Raw genomic sequence first — 14,735 nt, 5'->3', positions numbered from 1 at the left:
GCGGATCTGGGAGTAGGTCGCACCGCTCCCTACTCCCTACTCCCTACTCCCTACTCCCTACTCCCGCTATACTAGTCTAATACCTCAACTGTCCCCAACTGACCATCAATCCTGACCCGCTGACCATCTCGTAATATATCAGTGGCATGATTAATATCCATTACGGCTGGGATACCATACTCTCGGGCTACAATGGCACCGTGGGACAGACGTCCCCCTACTTCAGAAATTAAGCCACCAGCACGAGCGAGTAATGCTGCCCAACCAGAATCGGTGTAGGGTACAACCACAATGGTTTGCTGGTCAATAGTGATATCACTTTGCAAGGTTTTGACTATTTTTACCAAACCCTGTACTTGTCCCGAACTGGCACCAATGCCTTGTAGCAGTCGTTGCTCAGACCCAGCTAAAGATTTGGGTTCAGCGGGTAAGGGAGGATTATTGCCATAAACCAGGAAAGGTACCGTAGTCAGCTGAGCATCCTGTTCAAATTTAGTCCGTCGTTGTTGCACAATTTGTGGAAGCTGTTGTCTGAGTTCCTGGTTATCACTACCTACTAGAGAGCGAATTTCGGGTAACTCCAAGAAAAAAATGTCCCCTGGTTCAACTAGTAAACCTGACAGCAGCCAGCGTGCCTCTAAAGCCAAGAAGCTCCAACGTAGGTGAGCCATCAGCTTAGAGTAGACTTGGGTTACTCGACCTTTGAGATTCAGCCGTGCTTGTACCACTTCAGCTTTCCAGTTTTGCCCTCTAGGTTTTGGAGATTGGGGGAGTGGATGAGCTAGAAACTGAGCGAACAGCTTTCTGAGCGATCGGGGGTCTTCTTGCCAGCGGGGAATTGCTACATCGGTTGCCACTTCGCTAAGGTAACCATAGCCCTCAAGAAAGCGGTCAAACTGCTCTAAAATACTGGAACCATCTGGGATTTCTGCTAGGGTGGCAAACAGAGAGGCTCCACTGTCATAGATAACCTGTTCGTGGCTTAATAAATGGCGAGCATCTGCTGCTATCCTAGCCAAGGCTCGCATACTATCGACCTCTGGAGTTTTGCTGTTATCTAGTTCTTTGTCATCAATCTTGAGTACTGCCTGCCGCAAGGACATACTAAGGGGAGCAAGAATACTATAGTAGGTGGCTCGTTTCAACACCATCAAAATGCTGTCGATGCGTTCTAGGAGTTGCACTGGAGATAATTCCGACTGGGCTCTTGCTGAAAGCTGATTCAATAGGGGCAGAAAGTGGGTTTGGTAATCCGCTTCAAAATCTTGGTCTAAACGCCATTCCCGACCGAGCAATCGTAGTAAACCAGGTACGTTTTTTATAGTGGTATTTATCGGTGGTTTGGAAAACTTAGCTCCCCTAGTCAGAAATTCCAGACTTTCTGGGGGTAGACCCATACGCCGAAAAATTTCCCCCAACAGAGTAACATTGAAGTAAGCATGGGAATAGTGCAGGGTGGCGGTTTCGGTGAAATCCATTCCTTTAGCTCGTTTCCCTAGCACTATGGTAAAAATCTCTCCCCAAACACCGCAGGTGAGGGGACGATTAATCGACCAAGTTAGGGGTCGGATTACTCCTGGAATCACTTCCGCAGCAATTTTACGAGTCCAGGTTGGTTGTAGAGTAGTGATAGGTCGTGCTTGCAGTAACCAAAGGGTTTGACCGTCATAACTCCACTCAAGATCTTGGGGAAGACCCTGGTAATAGTCTTCTAACCGACGTGCCAAGAGCGCCACTTGTTTGATTAAGGCTGGGGGGACATCACCACTCCCCTCAATCCGTGAGGAGGGCAAACTTTCTGCTGAATCCTCTTGCTGCCCTGACTTCTGGAAATAAACTTGGTACTGCTCTGGTGTTACTTTACCCGATACAACTTGTGTAGCATATCCAGGTAGGGCTTCGACCACAACAGCTTCTCCCTGTTGGGAAATAGGGTCACGACTGAAAGCAACCCCAGAAAAAACCCCCTTGACTTGTTTTTGAATGAGCACAGCCATCGCTGTATCTGGCAGTTGCTGATCCCGACGGTATTGTGCAGCTACTGGATTACGATAAGACTCTAAGACTCGATTAATGGCATCCAGTAGTGCCGCTGAGCTGGTCACCTGCAAGATGCTTTGATACTGCCCTGCGGCTGAAGCCTGGGCTGAATCTTCTCCCACTGCGGAAGAACGCACTACCAGGGGTTCAGATTCAGAAACGGGTAGGTATTTGAGCAAAGGTTCTGGATCATCCCCTGGAGGGAGTACCCAGCCCACAGGTACGGAGTAACCAGAACGCTTCAGCTGGGATAGGGTGGCAGCTTTTTGCCCAACTTTTTTAGGGTCTAGTTTGGTGTCCAGAGAAATTACGGCACTATCGCCTTGGAAAAAATGAAACACTTTCTTAGATTCTGCTTGAGTTTCTCCACTCGGAAGGTCTAAGTCATCGGGAATTTTTTGATAAATCCAAGCTAATAATAGACTCAAGCTGGTGGCAATTACAATTCTGGAGACATCCTGGGGATGCAATAAAGCCAGAATCACGGGGAACAAGACTAAAATCACCCGTTTGCCATGTTTGGGATTGCGGAAAATGGTAAAGCTAATCCCTCCAATCAAAAATACCAGCAATGCGAGAATGGGGTCATGGCATAATACTCCCCAAGTTACATTGGTCGTCCCTGCACCTTTGCCTATCCAGTAACGACCTAAGACCAGCATGATTAGAGCGATCAATTCCCAGGCTGATTCACTGGGAAAGAAGTGGCGAGCTAGTAAGACTGCTGCAATTCCTTTTCCTGCCTCTGAGAGCACTGCCAAGACACCAACCAGATTTCCTCCGTGGTAAAAGGCGGCTGAAACTGATATATTACCAGTACCGACCTGGGCTAGGTTACGCCTTGTCAGTACATAGGTAATCCAGGCAATCAGAGGTAGTCCGCCTAAGATAGGACAGACGGTAACAATGAGCAAAAACCCTAAAACCTGGTTTAGTGTCATGGGACTAATGGAAATCACTTAGTGAGATAGAGAGGACTTTATAATAACTACTACTTGATCAGAAGTATATAAGCAGTATATAAGAAGGATATAAGAACTACTTGAACTTACTGGTATCGAAAAATGTCTAGTAATCACAACTAGTAATCACAACTAGTAATCACAAGTTTAGTTTGTAAAATTATCTAAACCAAAATCAAGCCAAACTGTCTAATAAAATGGCTTGGTTTAACTAAACTATGAGTAAAGTATTTATATCATCTGGTAGATAATTATTACCTGTTATAATTATAGTTTATATTCCAGATTTTAACCTGATTTAGTCCCTAAGTTGTTTTGATTACCGCAGCTTTTAAACAGGGATTATCAACTGCATTTTCCATAGTGAATTGGATTCCTATGCCAGCAGCCAGTCAAACCCTATCCTGCCCCCAGTAGTTGCACTTTTGGATTAGTGTACGATATTTGGTATGGTAAAAGTCTTTTCTTTTTTTTTATTTAACGATTGATCATGTATAGCAGAAGTCAGAAGTCAGAAGTCAGAAGTCAGAAGTCAGAAGTCAGAAGTCAAACTCTTGCGCTTCTTGATGCAAAGCGCGAGTGGGGGAAACCCCCAAGACCGTAATGGTGCGTTTTCCGCATCTAATTATTAAATTCGCCACGGGTCGCACCTCTGCATCGCTTACAAAGGGTGTGAGACTAATGTCGATGTCCTAACTGCCCTGGCGACTGCTGTAAATTGATAATATAAACAGGAGTTACGCGGTTAGGTTTATTTCCCACCCAAAATTGGGAGGCTAGGGGGGCGAAATCAACTTAACCACGTAAGTTCTGTATAAGGGTAAGTTTTCAGAACTTTCTCGATAACAACAAAGTTTCTAAAGTTGCTGGAGGAGTTGCTAGCTTTGCTACAGCACCTGTGGCTGCGGAAGCTCTTTGAGATTCTAGTATTTGAACCAATCCTTACACAGATAGGTAGGTAATGGTATGGCTAAGATTGTGGGTGTTCATGGGATTAATCAAGAATTTAGAGGTAGTAATACAATTTATGATCGATGGCTACCAGCCCTCAAGGATGGTTTGGAGCGTGTTGGAGCTAGATTAGATTCTGATCATGAATTCCGCTGTGCCTTTTATGGAGACCTGTTCAGAGGCCGCTCGAAATCAGCAATAGGGATACCTAACTATGACGCCAGTGATATTGACTCGGATTGGGAGAAGGAACTCCTCCTGGAATGGTGGAAAGAAGCAGCAAAAGTAGAAGATGATATTAAAGGCCCAGCCGATCTATCAAGAGAAAAGGCAACACCGAAACTTGTTCAAAAAGCTTTAAATGCCTTAACTGGTTCCAGGTTTTTTGGTGGTGTTGCTGAAAAAATCGTGATTTATTTTCTCAAGCAAGTTGGCGGTTACTTACATAATCCAGACTTAAGACAGCAAATTCGCGGACGCATTGTGGAAGCGATTGACCAAGATACCCGTGTATTAGTTGGTCACTCTCTGGGGTCAGTTGTCTGTTACGAAGCCCTATGCCAACATCCAGAATGGTCAGTGGAGGTTTTTGTGACTCTAGGTTCCCCATTGGGGATAAAAGGGCTGATTTTTGATCGCTTGGAACCTTCACCGGTCTCTAATTTGGGGTCTTGGCCGGGAAGTGTAAAAAGGTGGATCAACATTGCGGATGCGGGAGATATTGTTGCTTTAGAAAAAGAATTAAATCCTTTATTTAACGGGTTAGTGGAAGATAAGCTTGTTTATAATGGATCTGATGCTCACAATGCTAGTAACTATTTTACCGCATCTGAAACAGGAGAAGCTATTAAGTTGGGCTTGATTGATGAGTAGACGAGGTATATGGCGGAAAAATCCAGGTATTATTTAATCGCTTGTGGCACAAGTAATTACAACGATCAGGATGTAGATAACTTGGATAGTGTGCCAACAGACTTACAGAGAGTTGTTGATTTACTAACTCAGAAATTTGGATATGAAGAAGCCTTGACCGATCTTCGTTTAAATCCGAATAAAGATGATTTAATCAAACAATTTTCAGACTGGCTTCAGCATGAAGAACGATGTGAGAGCGATCGCGTAATCTTTTACTATTCCGGTCATGGTGAAGACCTCAAAGGAGATAGACATTATCTTTTAATGGAAGATACGGTTATAAATCAACTTCCTCAGACATCCTTACCAACGGAAGAGTTAGTTCGTCCTTTGAACAACGAAGGAGTTAAGATAAAACAAATCCTGTATATTATTGATACTTGTTATTCTGGGGTCGGAATAAGTGATGTCTCGAAATTTACTACACAAGTTGTTCAGAAATACCAACCGGTAAAAGGAGCAGGTATCGCAGTTCATGGGATTGCGGCTTGTCGTGCCAAAGATACAGCAAAAGAAGATGTATTTTCTAGCGCTTTGGAGCAAGTAATTAACGATTTAAGTAAAAACTACGATAATTTATATATTCCTCTAGATTATCTAGTTGACCAAATTAATCAGATTATTTCCTCAAAGCAACGTGCTTCCTACTCAGCTTCTGGCTCTGAGATATCTGCTATTTTCTTTCCCATTCTGCCTAAGACTATACAAACATGGGAAGAAAAGCAAGATGAACTGATTAGCAAACTTTTTGCTGAATTAAAGAAACACCCAGAAGATAGCTTACTTCAGCTTAACTCCTTTATTTTAAGCTCTAAAAATATTGAAAATATTGTCTTATACGATGAATTTATTCTGGATTGTAGAGAAATAAAAAAAAGACTAACTGAATTAGGACAAAAACCAGTTTCAAGAGGAATATGCCCTCTAGTTGCTTGTGCAGAATGGTGTCGGCAAAGATTTTCTAAACAGAATAATATATCATTGAGGAGACTTGCTTATACTATTAAAAATTGGCAACAGGAAGTTCTAAAATATAGAGAAGAGGCAAACCTCTCTACAATCCAAGAATCTGTTAAAAAAGCTGATTTAAAATTTCAAGAACTGATTAATAAAGAAAATCTGCGACTTCAAGTTGAGATTGAACCAGAGGTTGATAATGATAATGGTACAGGACAAGCCTCTGGTGTATTATTTTTGAGTATCAATCTTTGGCTGGAAAGTCAGGATTTACCACTTGGTCGGTTTGCAGAGAAGATACGCTTAGAACCTCGGGAAAGTGAAGAGAGTTTCCTTGAGCAAGAGAGTGAGAGTTTATACACTAATCTTGAAAAAATTTTGCCCAACTTAATTCGCAAGGCTCGTTATAGTTTACCTGCACGAGTTAATTTAACAATTGAGTATTTTCTTCCCTTCGACTATTTCAAAACACAATTGGAGAATATTAGGTTTAAGCGAGGGAGAAACCTAACACCCCTGGGTGAGGAGTATCCAATTTTTATCAACTCCTTTGAACGATATTTTGATCAAGATTTTCTTGAGATTCGTGATGAAATTGAAGTGAAGAAGCAAGGGTTATGGAATGATGTAAATAATTCAGTAACTGAACCCAGCGTCCCTGGGGAATTTGAAGGGGATGATATCTATTATATGGGTACAGACCCATCAGATTCCGATCTAGAAATAATTGAAGAGGCTTTACCCATTGCGGTCTGGAGTCGGGACGTGAACCAACCTCTGATTGAAGGAGAGCATCTAAACCTCTCAGAATGGCAAGATTGGCCTAACAAAATACTCAAATTACGCCAAGACAAAAAATACAAAGACTTAGAAGTAACCCTTCTCTGGGATGATTTATATCCGAAGCCTTCCCAACGCTGTAGACCCTTGAATACCGACGTAGTGGACTAAAATGCCAAAGGACCCAACATCTGACCAGCAGGATCTTCGCATCTACCGGGGCTTAACCCTCACTAGGGGAAGTTTACCAAGCTCAAAAGAGCAACAACAGCATCTGAGTCGTATGCCACCACCCCCCCCTTGGCGCACCTTTGGTCTGTCAGTTGAGCAATGGCGTAAAAAAGCAGAATCACAAAATACCCAAGACATCCAAAGAAATATTAATCCAAGGGCATTGGGGTTTGTTCCGACCAAGCAAGCCGTAGAATTGGTCAATGCTGCATTGTGTTTACGTCGCCCTTTACTGATTGAAGGAAATCCCGGTAGCGGCAAAACATCCTTAGCCTATGCAGTAGCAGCTGAACTGGGACTACCGGGGCCTTACCGCTGGTCAATTGTTTCTCGCACTACTTTGAAAGATGGTCTCTATGCCTACGATGCCATTGGGCGACTACAAGAAGTGTCTTTACTGAGGCAACAAGTTGGTAACACAGAGAGAATAAAAGAGCCTGACATTGGTGACTATTTAAGATTAAGACCAATGGGTATGGCATTTCATCAATCTCAACCCCGTAGACCGGCAGTGCTGTTAATTGACGAAATTGATAAGAGTGATATTGATATGCCCAATGATCTCTTACATATATTTGAGGAAGGATTTTTTGAGATTCCAGAACTTTCTCGCTTAAACACGGACTCCCAAAAGGTACTTCCTTACCGCAGTCACAGCAATGATAGTGATGAAAAAGTTTCGGTTGACAAAGGATTAATTCAATGTCAAGAGTTTCCCTTAGTCTTGATGACCAGTAATGAAGCACGGGAGTTTCCACCAGCCTTTCTACGCCGATGTCTACGGTTATCTCTCAAGCAACCTGATACCGAAGAGGGTTTTTATCAAATTTTAGAAAACCGCTTTGATGCCACCGATTTAAAGCAACTGGATGAGCCAGCTCGGAAATTAATCAAGGAATTTTTGACACGGATTAAGGCAAGAGACACAACGTTAGCGACGGATCAATTGTTGAATGCTATCTATTTATTACTACAAGGAGATGACCTGACTGAAGAAAAACGGAAAGATGTATTGAATACTATCTTCAAATCACTGTGAGGTCAGGGGTAAATGGTGAGTGAAAAAAATCAATGGTGGGAAGATGATACAGAAGTGGCAGAGCTGATCTGGTGCTTGGCTCACGTAGATCGTATTGTTGCTCCTCCATTGTCTCAAGACATCAAACCACCAGAGGATTTAGACTATTTGTATCAGGAATCATCCACTGAAAATCCCTCAGACAATTATCCAAAGACTCCTCCCTCAGTAACAGAAAAAGCAGAACAAAAGATACCGATTAGGACTTATCCTAAACCGTCCGACCATGCCCCGACTTCCCCTCAAAAACCCGAATCATCGTCCAGTAATTACAGCTCTCCTATTCGTGTTCCTGACCCCTTTCCCTTACCGAAACCTAGGGAAATCAGTAAAGCACTGTTGCCTTTATCTAAACGTGTTCCTGGACTGCTAGCCAATGAACTGGATATTGAGGCAACCGTTGAACAAACAGCGGAAGCTGATGGATTGCCAATGCTGGCATTTCGTTCTCCCCTAGAGCGATGGTTTGAGGTACATTTATTGATTGATTGCTCCCCTTCCATGGCATTTTGGGGAGATTTAGCAGAAGGGGTGGCAACCCTTTTTCGCTGGCAAGGGTTTTTCCGGGATGTCCGGATTTGGCACTTCGATACAAGAGAACCTACGCCCCAATTGTTTTCAGGTGTTGACCGGATTGAACGGGATGTTCGTAGCCTGATTGCACCAGGAGGACATCGACTCTTTATTGCCTTAACGGATACTTTGGGAAAAGCTTGGTATTCCAGTCAAGCCTTTGAGGTTTTAGCAGAATTAGGAGAACAGCATCCTGTTAGTATTGCCCATGTTTTTCCTCAAACCCTATGGCAGCGCACAGGTCTAGATCAGGCAATTCAACGACCATTAATTGCTCGTCAGCCAGAGTCCCCTAACTCCATGTTAGAAGTAGGAGCTAGGCTTCGTACAATGGCTAGGTTATATCAATTTCCAATTTTCAATTTATCTGTTAACCACTTGAGCACTTGGGCGAATTTTACCACCGGGAGTGGCAGCAATTCGATTCAAGGGGTTTTAATTAGACAGGATATTAGACAGGATAGCTCCGAAACAAACACAACGAATCCTACTGAATCAGTGGCGGAAACTACCGAAGGCGTTGCTGATTCTGGGTATGATTCCGCCCCCCTAGCCCCCCAATTCTGGGGGGAACAAAACTCTGAAAGTCCCCCAAAGTTGGGGGATTTAGGGGGCTTGAGCAAAACCAGACGATCGCGCATTCATACTTCAATTCAGCAACGCCCTCCCGAACAGTTACTGAGAGGATTCTTGGCTAATGCTAGCCCCAAAGCCCGAAAACTTGCTGAAGTTCTGGCTGCTGTTCCCCTGATTCCTCCAGTGATGCGCTTGGCACAACAGTGGTTTTCAACCGATGATAGCGAACACTGGCATCTGGCAGAAGTTTTTTTTAGTGGTCTGATCCAAAAGTCTTCCTTGGGGCCAGACCAGGCAACTGTTCCCGAAACTTGGTATGAATTTCGTCCGGGAATTCGGGAGTTACTGCTAGGAAATAGTCCAGTTAAACGCACCACTGAGATTTGGCGGGAAATTGGAGATTTCATAGAGCACCGTTATGGTAGTCTGCGGGATTTTCCAGCACTGATTCCCAACCCAAGCGGGTCTGTTCAAGGTGTTGCTGGGGATCGAGAACTCTATTTTGCCGAAGTCAAAGCAGCAGTTTTCACGACTTGGGGAGGAGAATACGCCAATTTAGCACAAGAACTAAGTGAAAAAGTAGCGAAACGCAAACGGGAGAAAGAAGAGATTGATCAGGGGACAGTTGATATCACTGACAACTTAGAACCTTTTGAATTTGAAGCGGAAGTTCCCACCATTGTTTTTGAAGAGGAGCCAGAGGAGGATGAAGAGAAATTACAACAGTGGACATTTAAAACCCCGACTGTTAACCATCAGGGGGAAATCATTAAAACCACAACCTACACCGCTTCTTACTTCACTGAAACCCTAACCGATAATGTCGGACTAGAAATGGTGGCTATCCCTGGAGGAACGTTTACCATGGGTTCCCCAGAAAATGAAGTCAGAAGTCAGAAGTCAGAAGTCAGAAGTTTCAGAAGTAATGAAGCACCTCCACATGATGTCACACTCCAACCCTTCTTTATAGGGAAATATCCCGTCACTCAAGCCCAATGGAAAGCGATCGCATTAATGACAGACTTGAAAGTCCAGAGAGACTTAAATCCAGACCCCTCAAGGTTTAAAGGAGAGAAGCGCCCCGTTGAAATGATCAACTGGTATGAAGCAGTAGAGTTCTGTGACCGGCTTTCTAAGCTAACCGGAAGGGAGTATAGACTGCCTTCCGAAGCGCAATGGGAATATGCCTGTCGAGGTGTCACAGAACCCCTCAACCTTGATAGTGGAGAATCCTATCCCCCATTCTACTTTGGAGAGACGATTACCCAAGAGTTAGCCAATTACAACGCCTCAAGAACTTATCAGGATGAACCACCAGGAAAAATAAGCCAGGGAACCACCCCTGTGGGTCAATTTCCTGCGAATCCTTTTGGGTTATATGATATGCACGGGAATGTGTGGGAATGGTGTGCTGATGATTGGCATGATAACTACAAAGGTGCGCCCACAGATGGCAGTGCTTGGATTGAGAATAATGAACCGGAAAATGTCAAGGCTGAAAATAATCCAAATTCAGCCACAAATGACGAAAATAATCCAAAATCACCGCTGCGGGGCGGCTCCTGGAACAACTATCCTAATATCTGCCGTTCTGCGATTCGCTACCTCATCTATAGGCGCGTCAACCGCTACGACTATAATGGTTTTCGTGTATTGTGCGTATCCGGGAGAACTGGATGAAGTCAGAAGTCAGAAGTTTGAAGAATTATGCCAAAATTGGCAATAAAACGCCCAAAACAAACCTTTCGAGGCTACAGAGAATACATAGACGGTATCCCTCTCGAAATGGTCTTAATCCCTGATGGAACCTTCACCATGGGCGCACCAGAGAGTGAAGAAGGGAGTCGTGACAATGAAAGACCCCAACATCATGTAAATATTTCCTCGTTTCTAATGGGACGTTATCCCGTTACTCAAGCTCAATGGAAAGCGATCGCCTCTCGATCTGAACTTAAGGTCAATCTAGATTTAGATCCAGACCCCTCTTATTTTAAAGAGCCCTATCAAGGAATAGATAGATGGCGAAGACCTGTTGAACGAGTCAATTGGTATGAAGCAGTAGAGTTCTGTAACCGCCTTTCTAAGCTAACAGGAAGGAATTATAGACTACCTTCTGAAGCCCAATGGGAATATGCCTGTCGAGGGGTAACAGAACCCCTTAACCTGGAAGCTGGAGCATCCTATCCCCCATTCCACTTCGGAGAAACCATCACAACAGATTTGGCTAATTATCGCGGGACCGATGATAAAGACTCTGAATGGTCAGGATCTTATGGTAGAGAGCCAAAAGGAGAATACCGTCAGGAAACAACACTAGTAGGATATTTTGAAGTCGTCAACTTTTTTGGACTCAGTGATATGCACGGGAACGTTTGGGAATGGTGCGCTGATGATTGGCATTCTAACTACGAAGGTGCGCCCACTGACGGCAGTGCTTGGATCGATGGTAATGAAGCGGAAAATGTCAATACTGAAAATCAGTCATATTCAGCCAATAATCAGGATAAAAGCTCATATTCAGTGCTGCGGGGCGGCTCCTGGGTCAACGATCCTGATTACTGCCGTTCTGCGATTCGCAACCTCTACGTTAGGCGCGACTACCGCTACAAGGAATTTGGTTTTCGTGTAGTTTGCGCCGGGATGAAGTCAGAAGTTTGAAGTTTGTTCGCGTAGCGTGGCCAAAGGCCAAGTTTGAAGTTTGTTCGCGTAGCGTGGCCAAAGGCCAAGTTTGAAGAAATAATTTGAGTTATCAACAAGTTTCAATTCAGGACAGAACAAAAAAGTTTGCGGTTAGAATAGTCAAAGCTTGCATTTGGTTAGAAGAAGAATCTAAGGTTCCTAGAACGTTAGCGAATCAGTTATTAAGGTCAGGAACTTCTATCGGAGCTAATTGTAGTGAAGCTCAGTCAGCCCAATCCCGAAGAGATTTTATCAGTAAATATCAAATTGCTCTCAAAGAAGCAAGAGAAACAAAATACTGGTTAGAGGTTCTAATAGAAGCTGAACTGGTATCATTAGAAAAGTTCAAAGGACTAATCCAAGAAACCGAAGAAATTATTAAAATCTTAGTCACCACCGTCAAAAAACTCAAAGAATAGACGTAAGCTATCAGCTTATGTGCTACGCGCACGCTACGCAAACAGCTATTGGCCAAGCTACGGAAACAGCTTTTTAATAAAAGAAGCTGACCGCTGACCGCTGACCGCTGACCGCTGAATGCTTACGAATAGACTTCAAACTTTCTAAAAACTTCAAACTTCTGACTTCTGACTTCTGACTTCATAAAAACTTCTGACTTCTGACTTCAAACTTCTAACTTCCAAACAAAAAAGCGCTCCCCAAACGGAGAGCGCTTCTTTCAAACTCAGCCAATTAAGCCAAGTTTAGATTAGCCGTTGATAACTGGAGCAGTTAAAGCAACAGGAGTAGCTTCACCAGCAGCTAGGTCTAGAGGGAAGTTGTGAGCGTTACGCTCGTGCATTACCTCGAAACCTAGGTTAGCCCGGTTAAGAACATCAGCCCAGGTGCTGATTACATGACCTTGTGAGTCGATGATGCTCTGGTTGAAGTTGAAGCCATTCAGGTTGAACGCCATGGTGCTAATGCCCAAAGCGGTAAACCAGATGCCTACTACAGGCCAAGCACCCAAGAAGAAGTGCAAGGCACGGCTGTTGTTGAAGGACGCATATTGGAAGATCAAACGACCGAAGTAGCCGTGAGCTGCAACGATGTTGTAAGTTTCTTCCTCTTGTCCGAACTTGTAACCATAGTTCTGAGACTCGGTTTCGGTGGTCTCACGCACTAAGGAGGAGGTCACCAAAGAACCGTGCATAGCACTAAACAGCGAACCGCCGAATACGCCAGCTACACCCAGCATGTGGAAGGGGTGCATAAGAATGTTGTGCTCAGCTTGGAACACGAACATGAAGTTGAAGGTACCGCTGATTCCCAAAGGCATACCATCGGAGAAGGAACCTTGTCCAATGGGGTAGATTAGGAACACGGAGGTAGCAGCAGCCAAGGGAGCGCTGTAAGCAACGCAGATCCAAGGACGCATGCCTAGACGGTAGCTCAGCTCCCACTGACGACCCATGTAGGTGAAGATACCAACAAGGAAGTGGAAGACGATTAGCTGGTAAGGACCACCATTGTAGAGCCACTCATCTAAGGAAGCTGCTTCCCAGATTGGGTAGAAGTGCAAGCCAATGGCGTTAGAAGAAGGAACAACAGCACCAGAGATGATGTTGTTGCCATAAATCAAAGAGCCAGCAACAGGCTCGCGAATTCCATCAATGTCCACAGGGGGAGCAGCGATGAAGGCGATAATGAAGCAGATGGTAGCGGTTAGCAATGTAGGGATCATCAGTACACCGAACCAGCCTACATATAGGCGGTTGTTGGTGGAAGTGATCCAATCGCAGAACCGATCCCACACGTTAGCGTTACGCTGGTTTAATGTGGTAGTCATGTTCGGATGATTGCGTTTATTTGATTATCTAGGTTCAGCAGGCTTGTTTCGCCTGTCTGTATTTATCCTAATACAATGCTGAAGATAAATACATTTTACAGGTTTAATCTTAACTTTATTTAAAACTACTTAACTTTGCTTAATAAAAAAATGGCGATCGCTTTCTTGAAAGATGACTGATAGCTCCCACAATGGTGATGAATCAGAGGGATGAATCAGAGGGATGAATCCTAGGCTAGGCATGGCTTAGCCAGGTTATGGCCAGCTTGGTTAATCCGTTTGAACCACTGCTATATTAGCTTAACATTGCTTAACAAAGATAGTAGTGATTGCTTTTGTCAATATTTACTGATATCTGGGACAATTTTGATTAATCCTAGGGATTAATCCTAGATGAATCGTAGGTTGGGCAGTGCCTAGCAAAGGGCTTTTCAAGCTTCATTATCTGTGTGATGCACTGCCCACCTAATACTTAACATTACTTAATAAAAAAAGTGCGATCGCTTTCGTGACCAGATTTAGGATTAATCACTAGGATTAATCCTAGGGTGGGCAGTTAGACCGACTACTGAGGGCTGAATGCTTACATTTCATGACTTGGCTTAGCTAGCCCATTCACTATTTCTACACATTGCCGTGATCTAATGGTATTTATAGAGAGATATATATAGAGCAACACCCCTAAACAGTAGAATTTCGGATTTTTAAGCCACAAAACAAATAAAAAACCAATAACTGTCGAAAAACTTCACCGGGTGCATCTCATTTTTGCTGTTTGACACGGTGGTGCGTTACGGGCAGCAACATAACCCTGACTAAGAGGCGAAAAATGAGGCGTTGCTGATTCTGGGTATGGTTTCGCCCCCCTAACCCCCCAATTTTGGGGGGAATAAAACTTTCAAAGTCCCCCAAGCGAGCAATCCCTCGCTTGGGGGATTTAGGGGGCTTCAACAAAACCAGATTATCGCTCATTCATTCATTAATTCAGCAACGCCAAAAATGAAGCCCCCCCTGAAGCACCACTAGCAAAATTTTCAAAACTGAGATGCACCCAACTTCACCTTCCTTCGGGTCCCTTCACCTGGCTACCCTTGATTGCAAACAAATGCAACGAATTTGGGAAATCTGTAGCTTGCTCATTGTAGCTACAGGAGTTCGCCTATAAAAATGACTGTATCAGTAAGCCAGAACGAGTTACTCAATT

The 14,735-nt window shown here is 43.9% G+C and carries 9 protein-coding genes; 6 read left to right on the top strand and 3 right to left on the bottom strand.

What is annotated here, in order from left to right; translation table 11 throughout:
* Positions 1-71: 71 nt before the first annotated feature.
* Positions 72-2,981, bottom strand: a complete 2,910-nt coding sequence (locus tag F6K63_RS08705; RefSeq protein WP_287311720.1) for a glycerol-3-phosphate acyltransferase — start codon at positions 2,979-2,981, stop codon at positions 72-74.
* A 987-nt stretch (positions 2,982-3,968) separates the two neighbouring features.
* Between F6K63_RS08705 and F6K63_RS08700 the strand changes: the two genes are divergently transcribed.
* The 6 genes from F6K63_RS08700 (at position 3,969) to F6K63_RS08675 (ending at position 12,161) form a co-directional block, all read left to right on the top strand.
* Positions 3,969-4,826 carry a hypothetical protein gene (locus tag F6K63_RS08700; protein ID WP_287311718.1) on the top strand — a complete coding sequence of 286 codons (858 nt, stop codon included), beginning with the start codon at positions 3,969-3,971 and terminating at the stop codon, positions 4,824-4,826.
* Between the two features lie 9 nt (positions 4,827-4,835).
* Entirely contained in the window at positions 4,836-6,776 is a 1,941-nt protein-coding gene (locus F6K63_RS08695; RefSeq protein WP_287311716.1) for a VMAP-C domain-containing protein, read from the top strand.
* A 1-nt stretch (position 6,777) separates the two neighbouring features.
* Entirely contained in the window at positions 6,778-7,875 is a 1,098-nt protein-coding gene (locus tag F6K63_RS08690) for an AAA family ATPase (RefSeq protein WP_287311714.1), read from the top strand.
* 12 nt (positions 7,876-7,887) lie between these two features.
* Entirely contained in the window at positions 7,888-10,743 is a 2,856-nt protein-coding gene (locus tag F6K63_RS08685; protein WP_287311713.1) for a formylglycine-generating enzyme family protein, read from the top strand.
* 27 nt (positions 10,744-10,770) lie between these two features.
* Positions 10,771-11,721, top strand: a complete 951-nt coding sequence (locus tag F6K63_RS08680) for a formylglycine-generating enzyme family protein (protein ID WP_287311711.1) — start codon at positions 10,771-10,773, stop codon at positions 11,719-11,721.
* Positions 11,722-11,804: 83 nt separating this feature from the next.
* A complete protein-coding gene (locus tag F6K63_RS08675; protein WP_287311709.1) occupies positions 11,805-12,161 on the top strand; it encodes a four helix bundle protein in 357 nt (118 codons plus the stop codon).
* Positions 12,162-12,451: 290 nt separating this feature from the next.
* On the opposite strand, the gene psbA is transcribed toward F6K63_RS08675, so the two are convergent.
* Together psbA and F6K63_RS08665 are read right to left on the bottom strand one after the other, a co-directional pair.
* Positions 12,452-13,531, bottom strand: coding sequence for a photosystem II q(b) protein (gene psbA, locus F6K63_RS08670; RefSeq protein WP_008185538.1), 1,080 nt, complete (start codon positions 13,529-13,531; stop codon positions 12,452-12,454).
* A 762-nt stretch (positions 13,532-14,293) separates the two neighbouring features.
* Positions 14,294-14,503: a hypothetical protein gene (locus F6K63_RS08665; RefSeq protein ID WP_287311706.1), complete on the bottom strand. Its 210-nt coding sequence runs from the start codon at positions 14,501-14,503 to the stop codon at positions 14,294-14,296.
* Between the last annotated feature and the right edge of the window lie 232 nt (positions 14,504-14,735).

The organism is Moorena sp. SIO1G6, assembly GCF_010672795.1.
GTDB classification, from domain to species: Bacteria; Cyanobacteriota; Cyanobacteriia; order Cyanobacteriales; family Coleofasciculaceae; genus Moorena; species Moorena producens.
Note: the sequence above shows the minus strand (reverse complement) of the source record. Positions and strands in the feature narration are given on the sequence as shown.

Bases quoted from the DNA above. Each gene is read 5' to 3' on its own strand.
- F6K63_RS08705 (WP_287311720.1), bottom strand. From the start codon at position 2,981: ATGACACTAAACCAGGTTTTAGGGTTTTTGCTCATTGTTACCGTCTGT.
- F6K63_RS08700 (WP_287311718.1), top strand. From the start codon at position 3,969: ATGGCTAAGATTGTGGGTGTTCATGGGATTAATCAAGAATTTAGAGGT.
- F6K63_RS08695 (WP_287311716.1), top strand. From the start codon at position 4,836: ATGGCGGAAAAATCCAGGTATTATTTAATCGCTTGTGGCACAAGTAAT.
- F6K63_RS08690 (WP_287311714.1), top strand. From the start codon at position 6,778: ATGCCAAAGGACCCAACATCTGACCAGCAGGATCTTCGCATCTACCGG.
- F6K63_RS08685 (WP_287311713.1), top strand. From the start codon at position 7,888: ATGGTGAGTGAAAAAAATCAATGGTGGGAAGATGATACAGAAGTGGCA.
- F6K63_RS08680 (WP_287311711.1), top strand. From the start codon at position 10,771: ATGCCAAAATTGGCAATAAAACGCCCAAAACAAACCTTTCGAGGCTAC.
- psbA (WP_008185538.1), bottom strand. From the start codon at position 13,531: ATGACTACCACATTAAACCAGCGTAACGCTAACGTGTGGGATCGGTTC.
- F6K63_RS08665 (WP_287311706.1), bottom strand. From the start codon at position 14,503: ATGAGCGATAATCTGGTTTTGTTGAAGCCCCCTAAATCCCCCAAGCGA.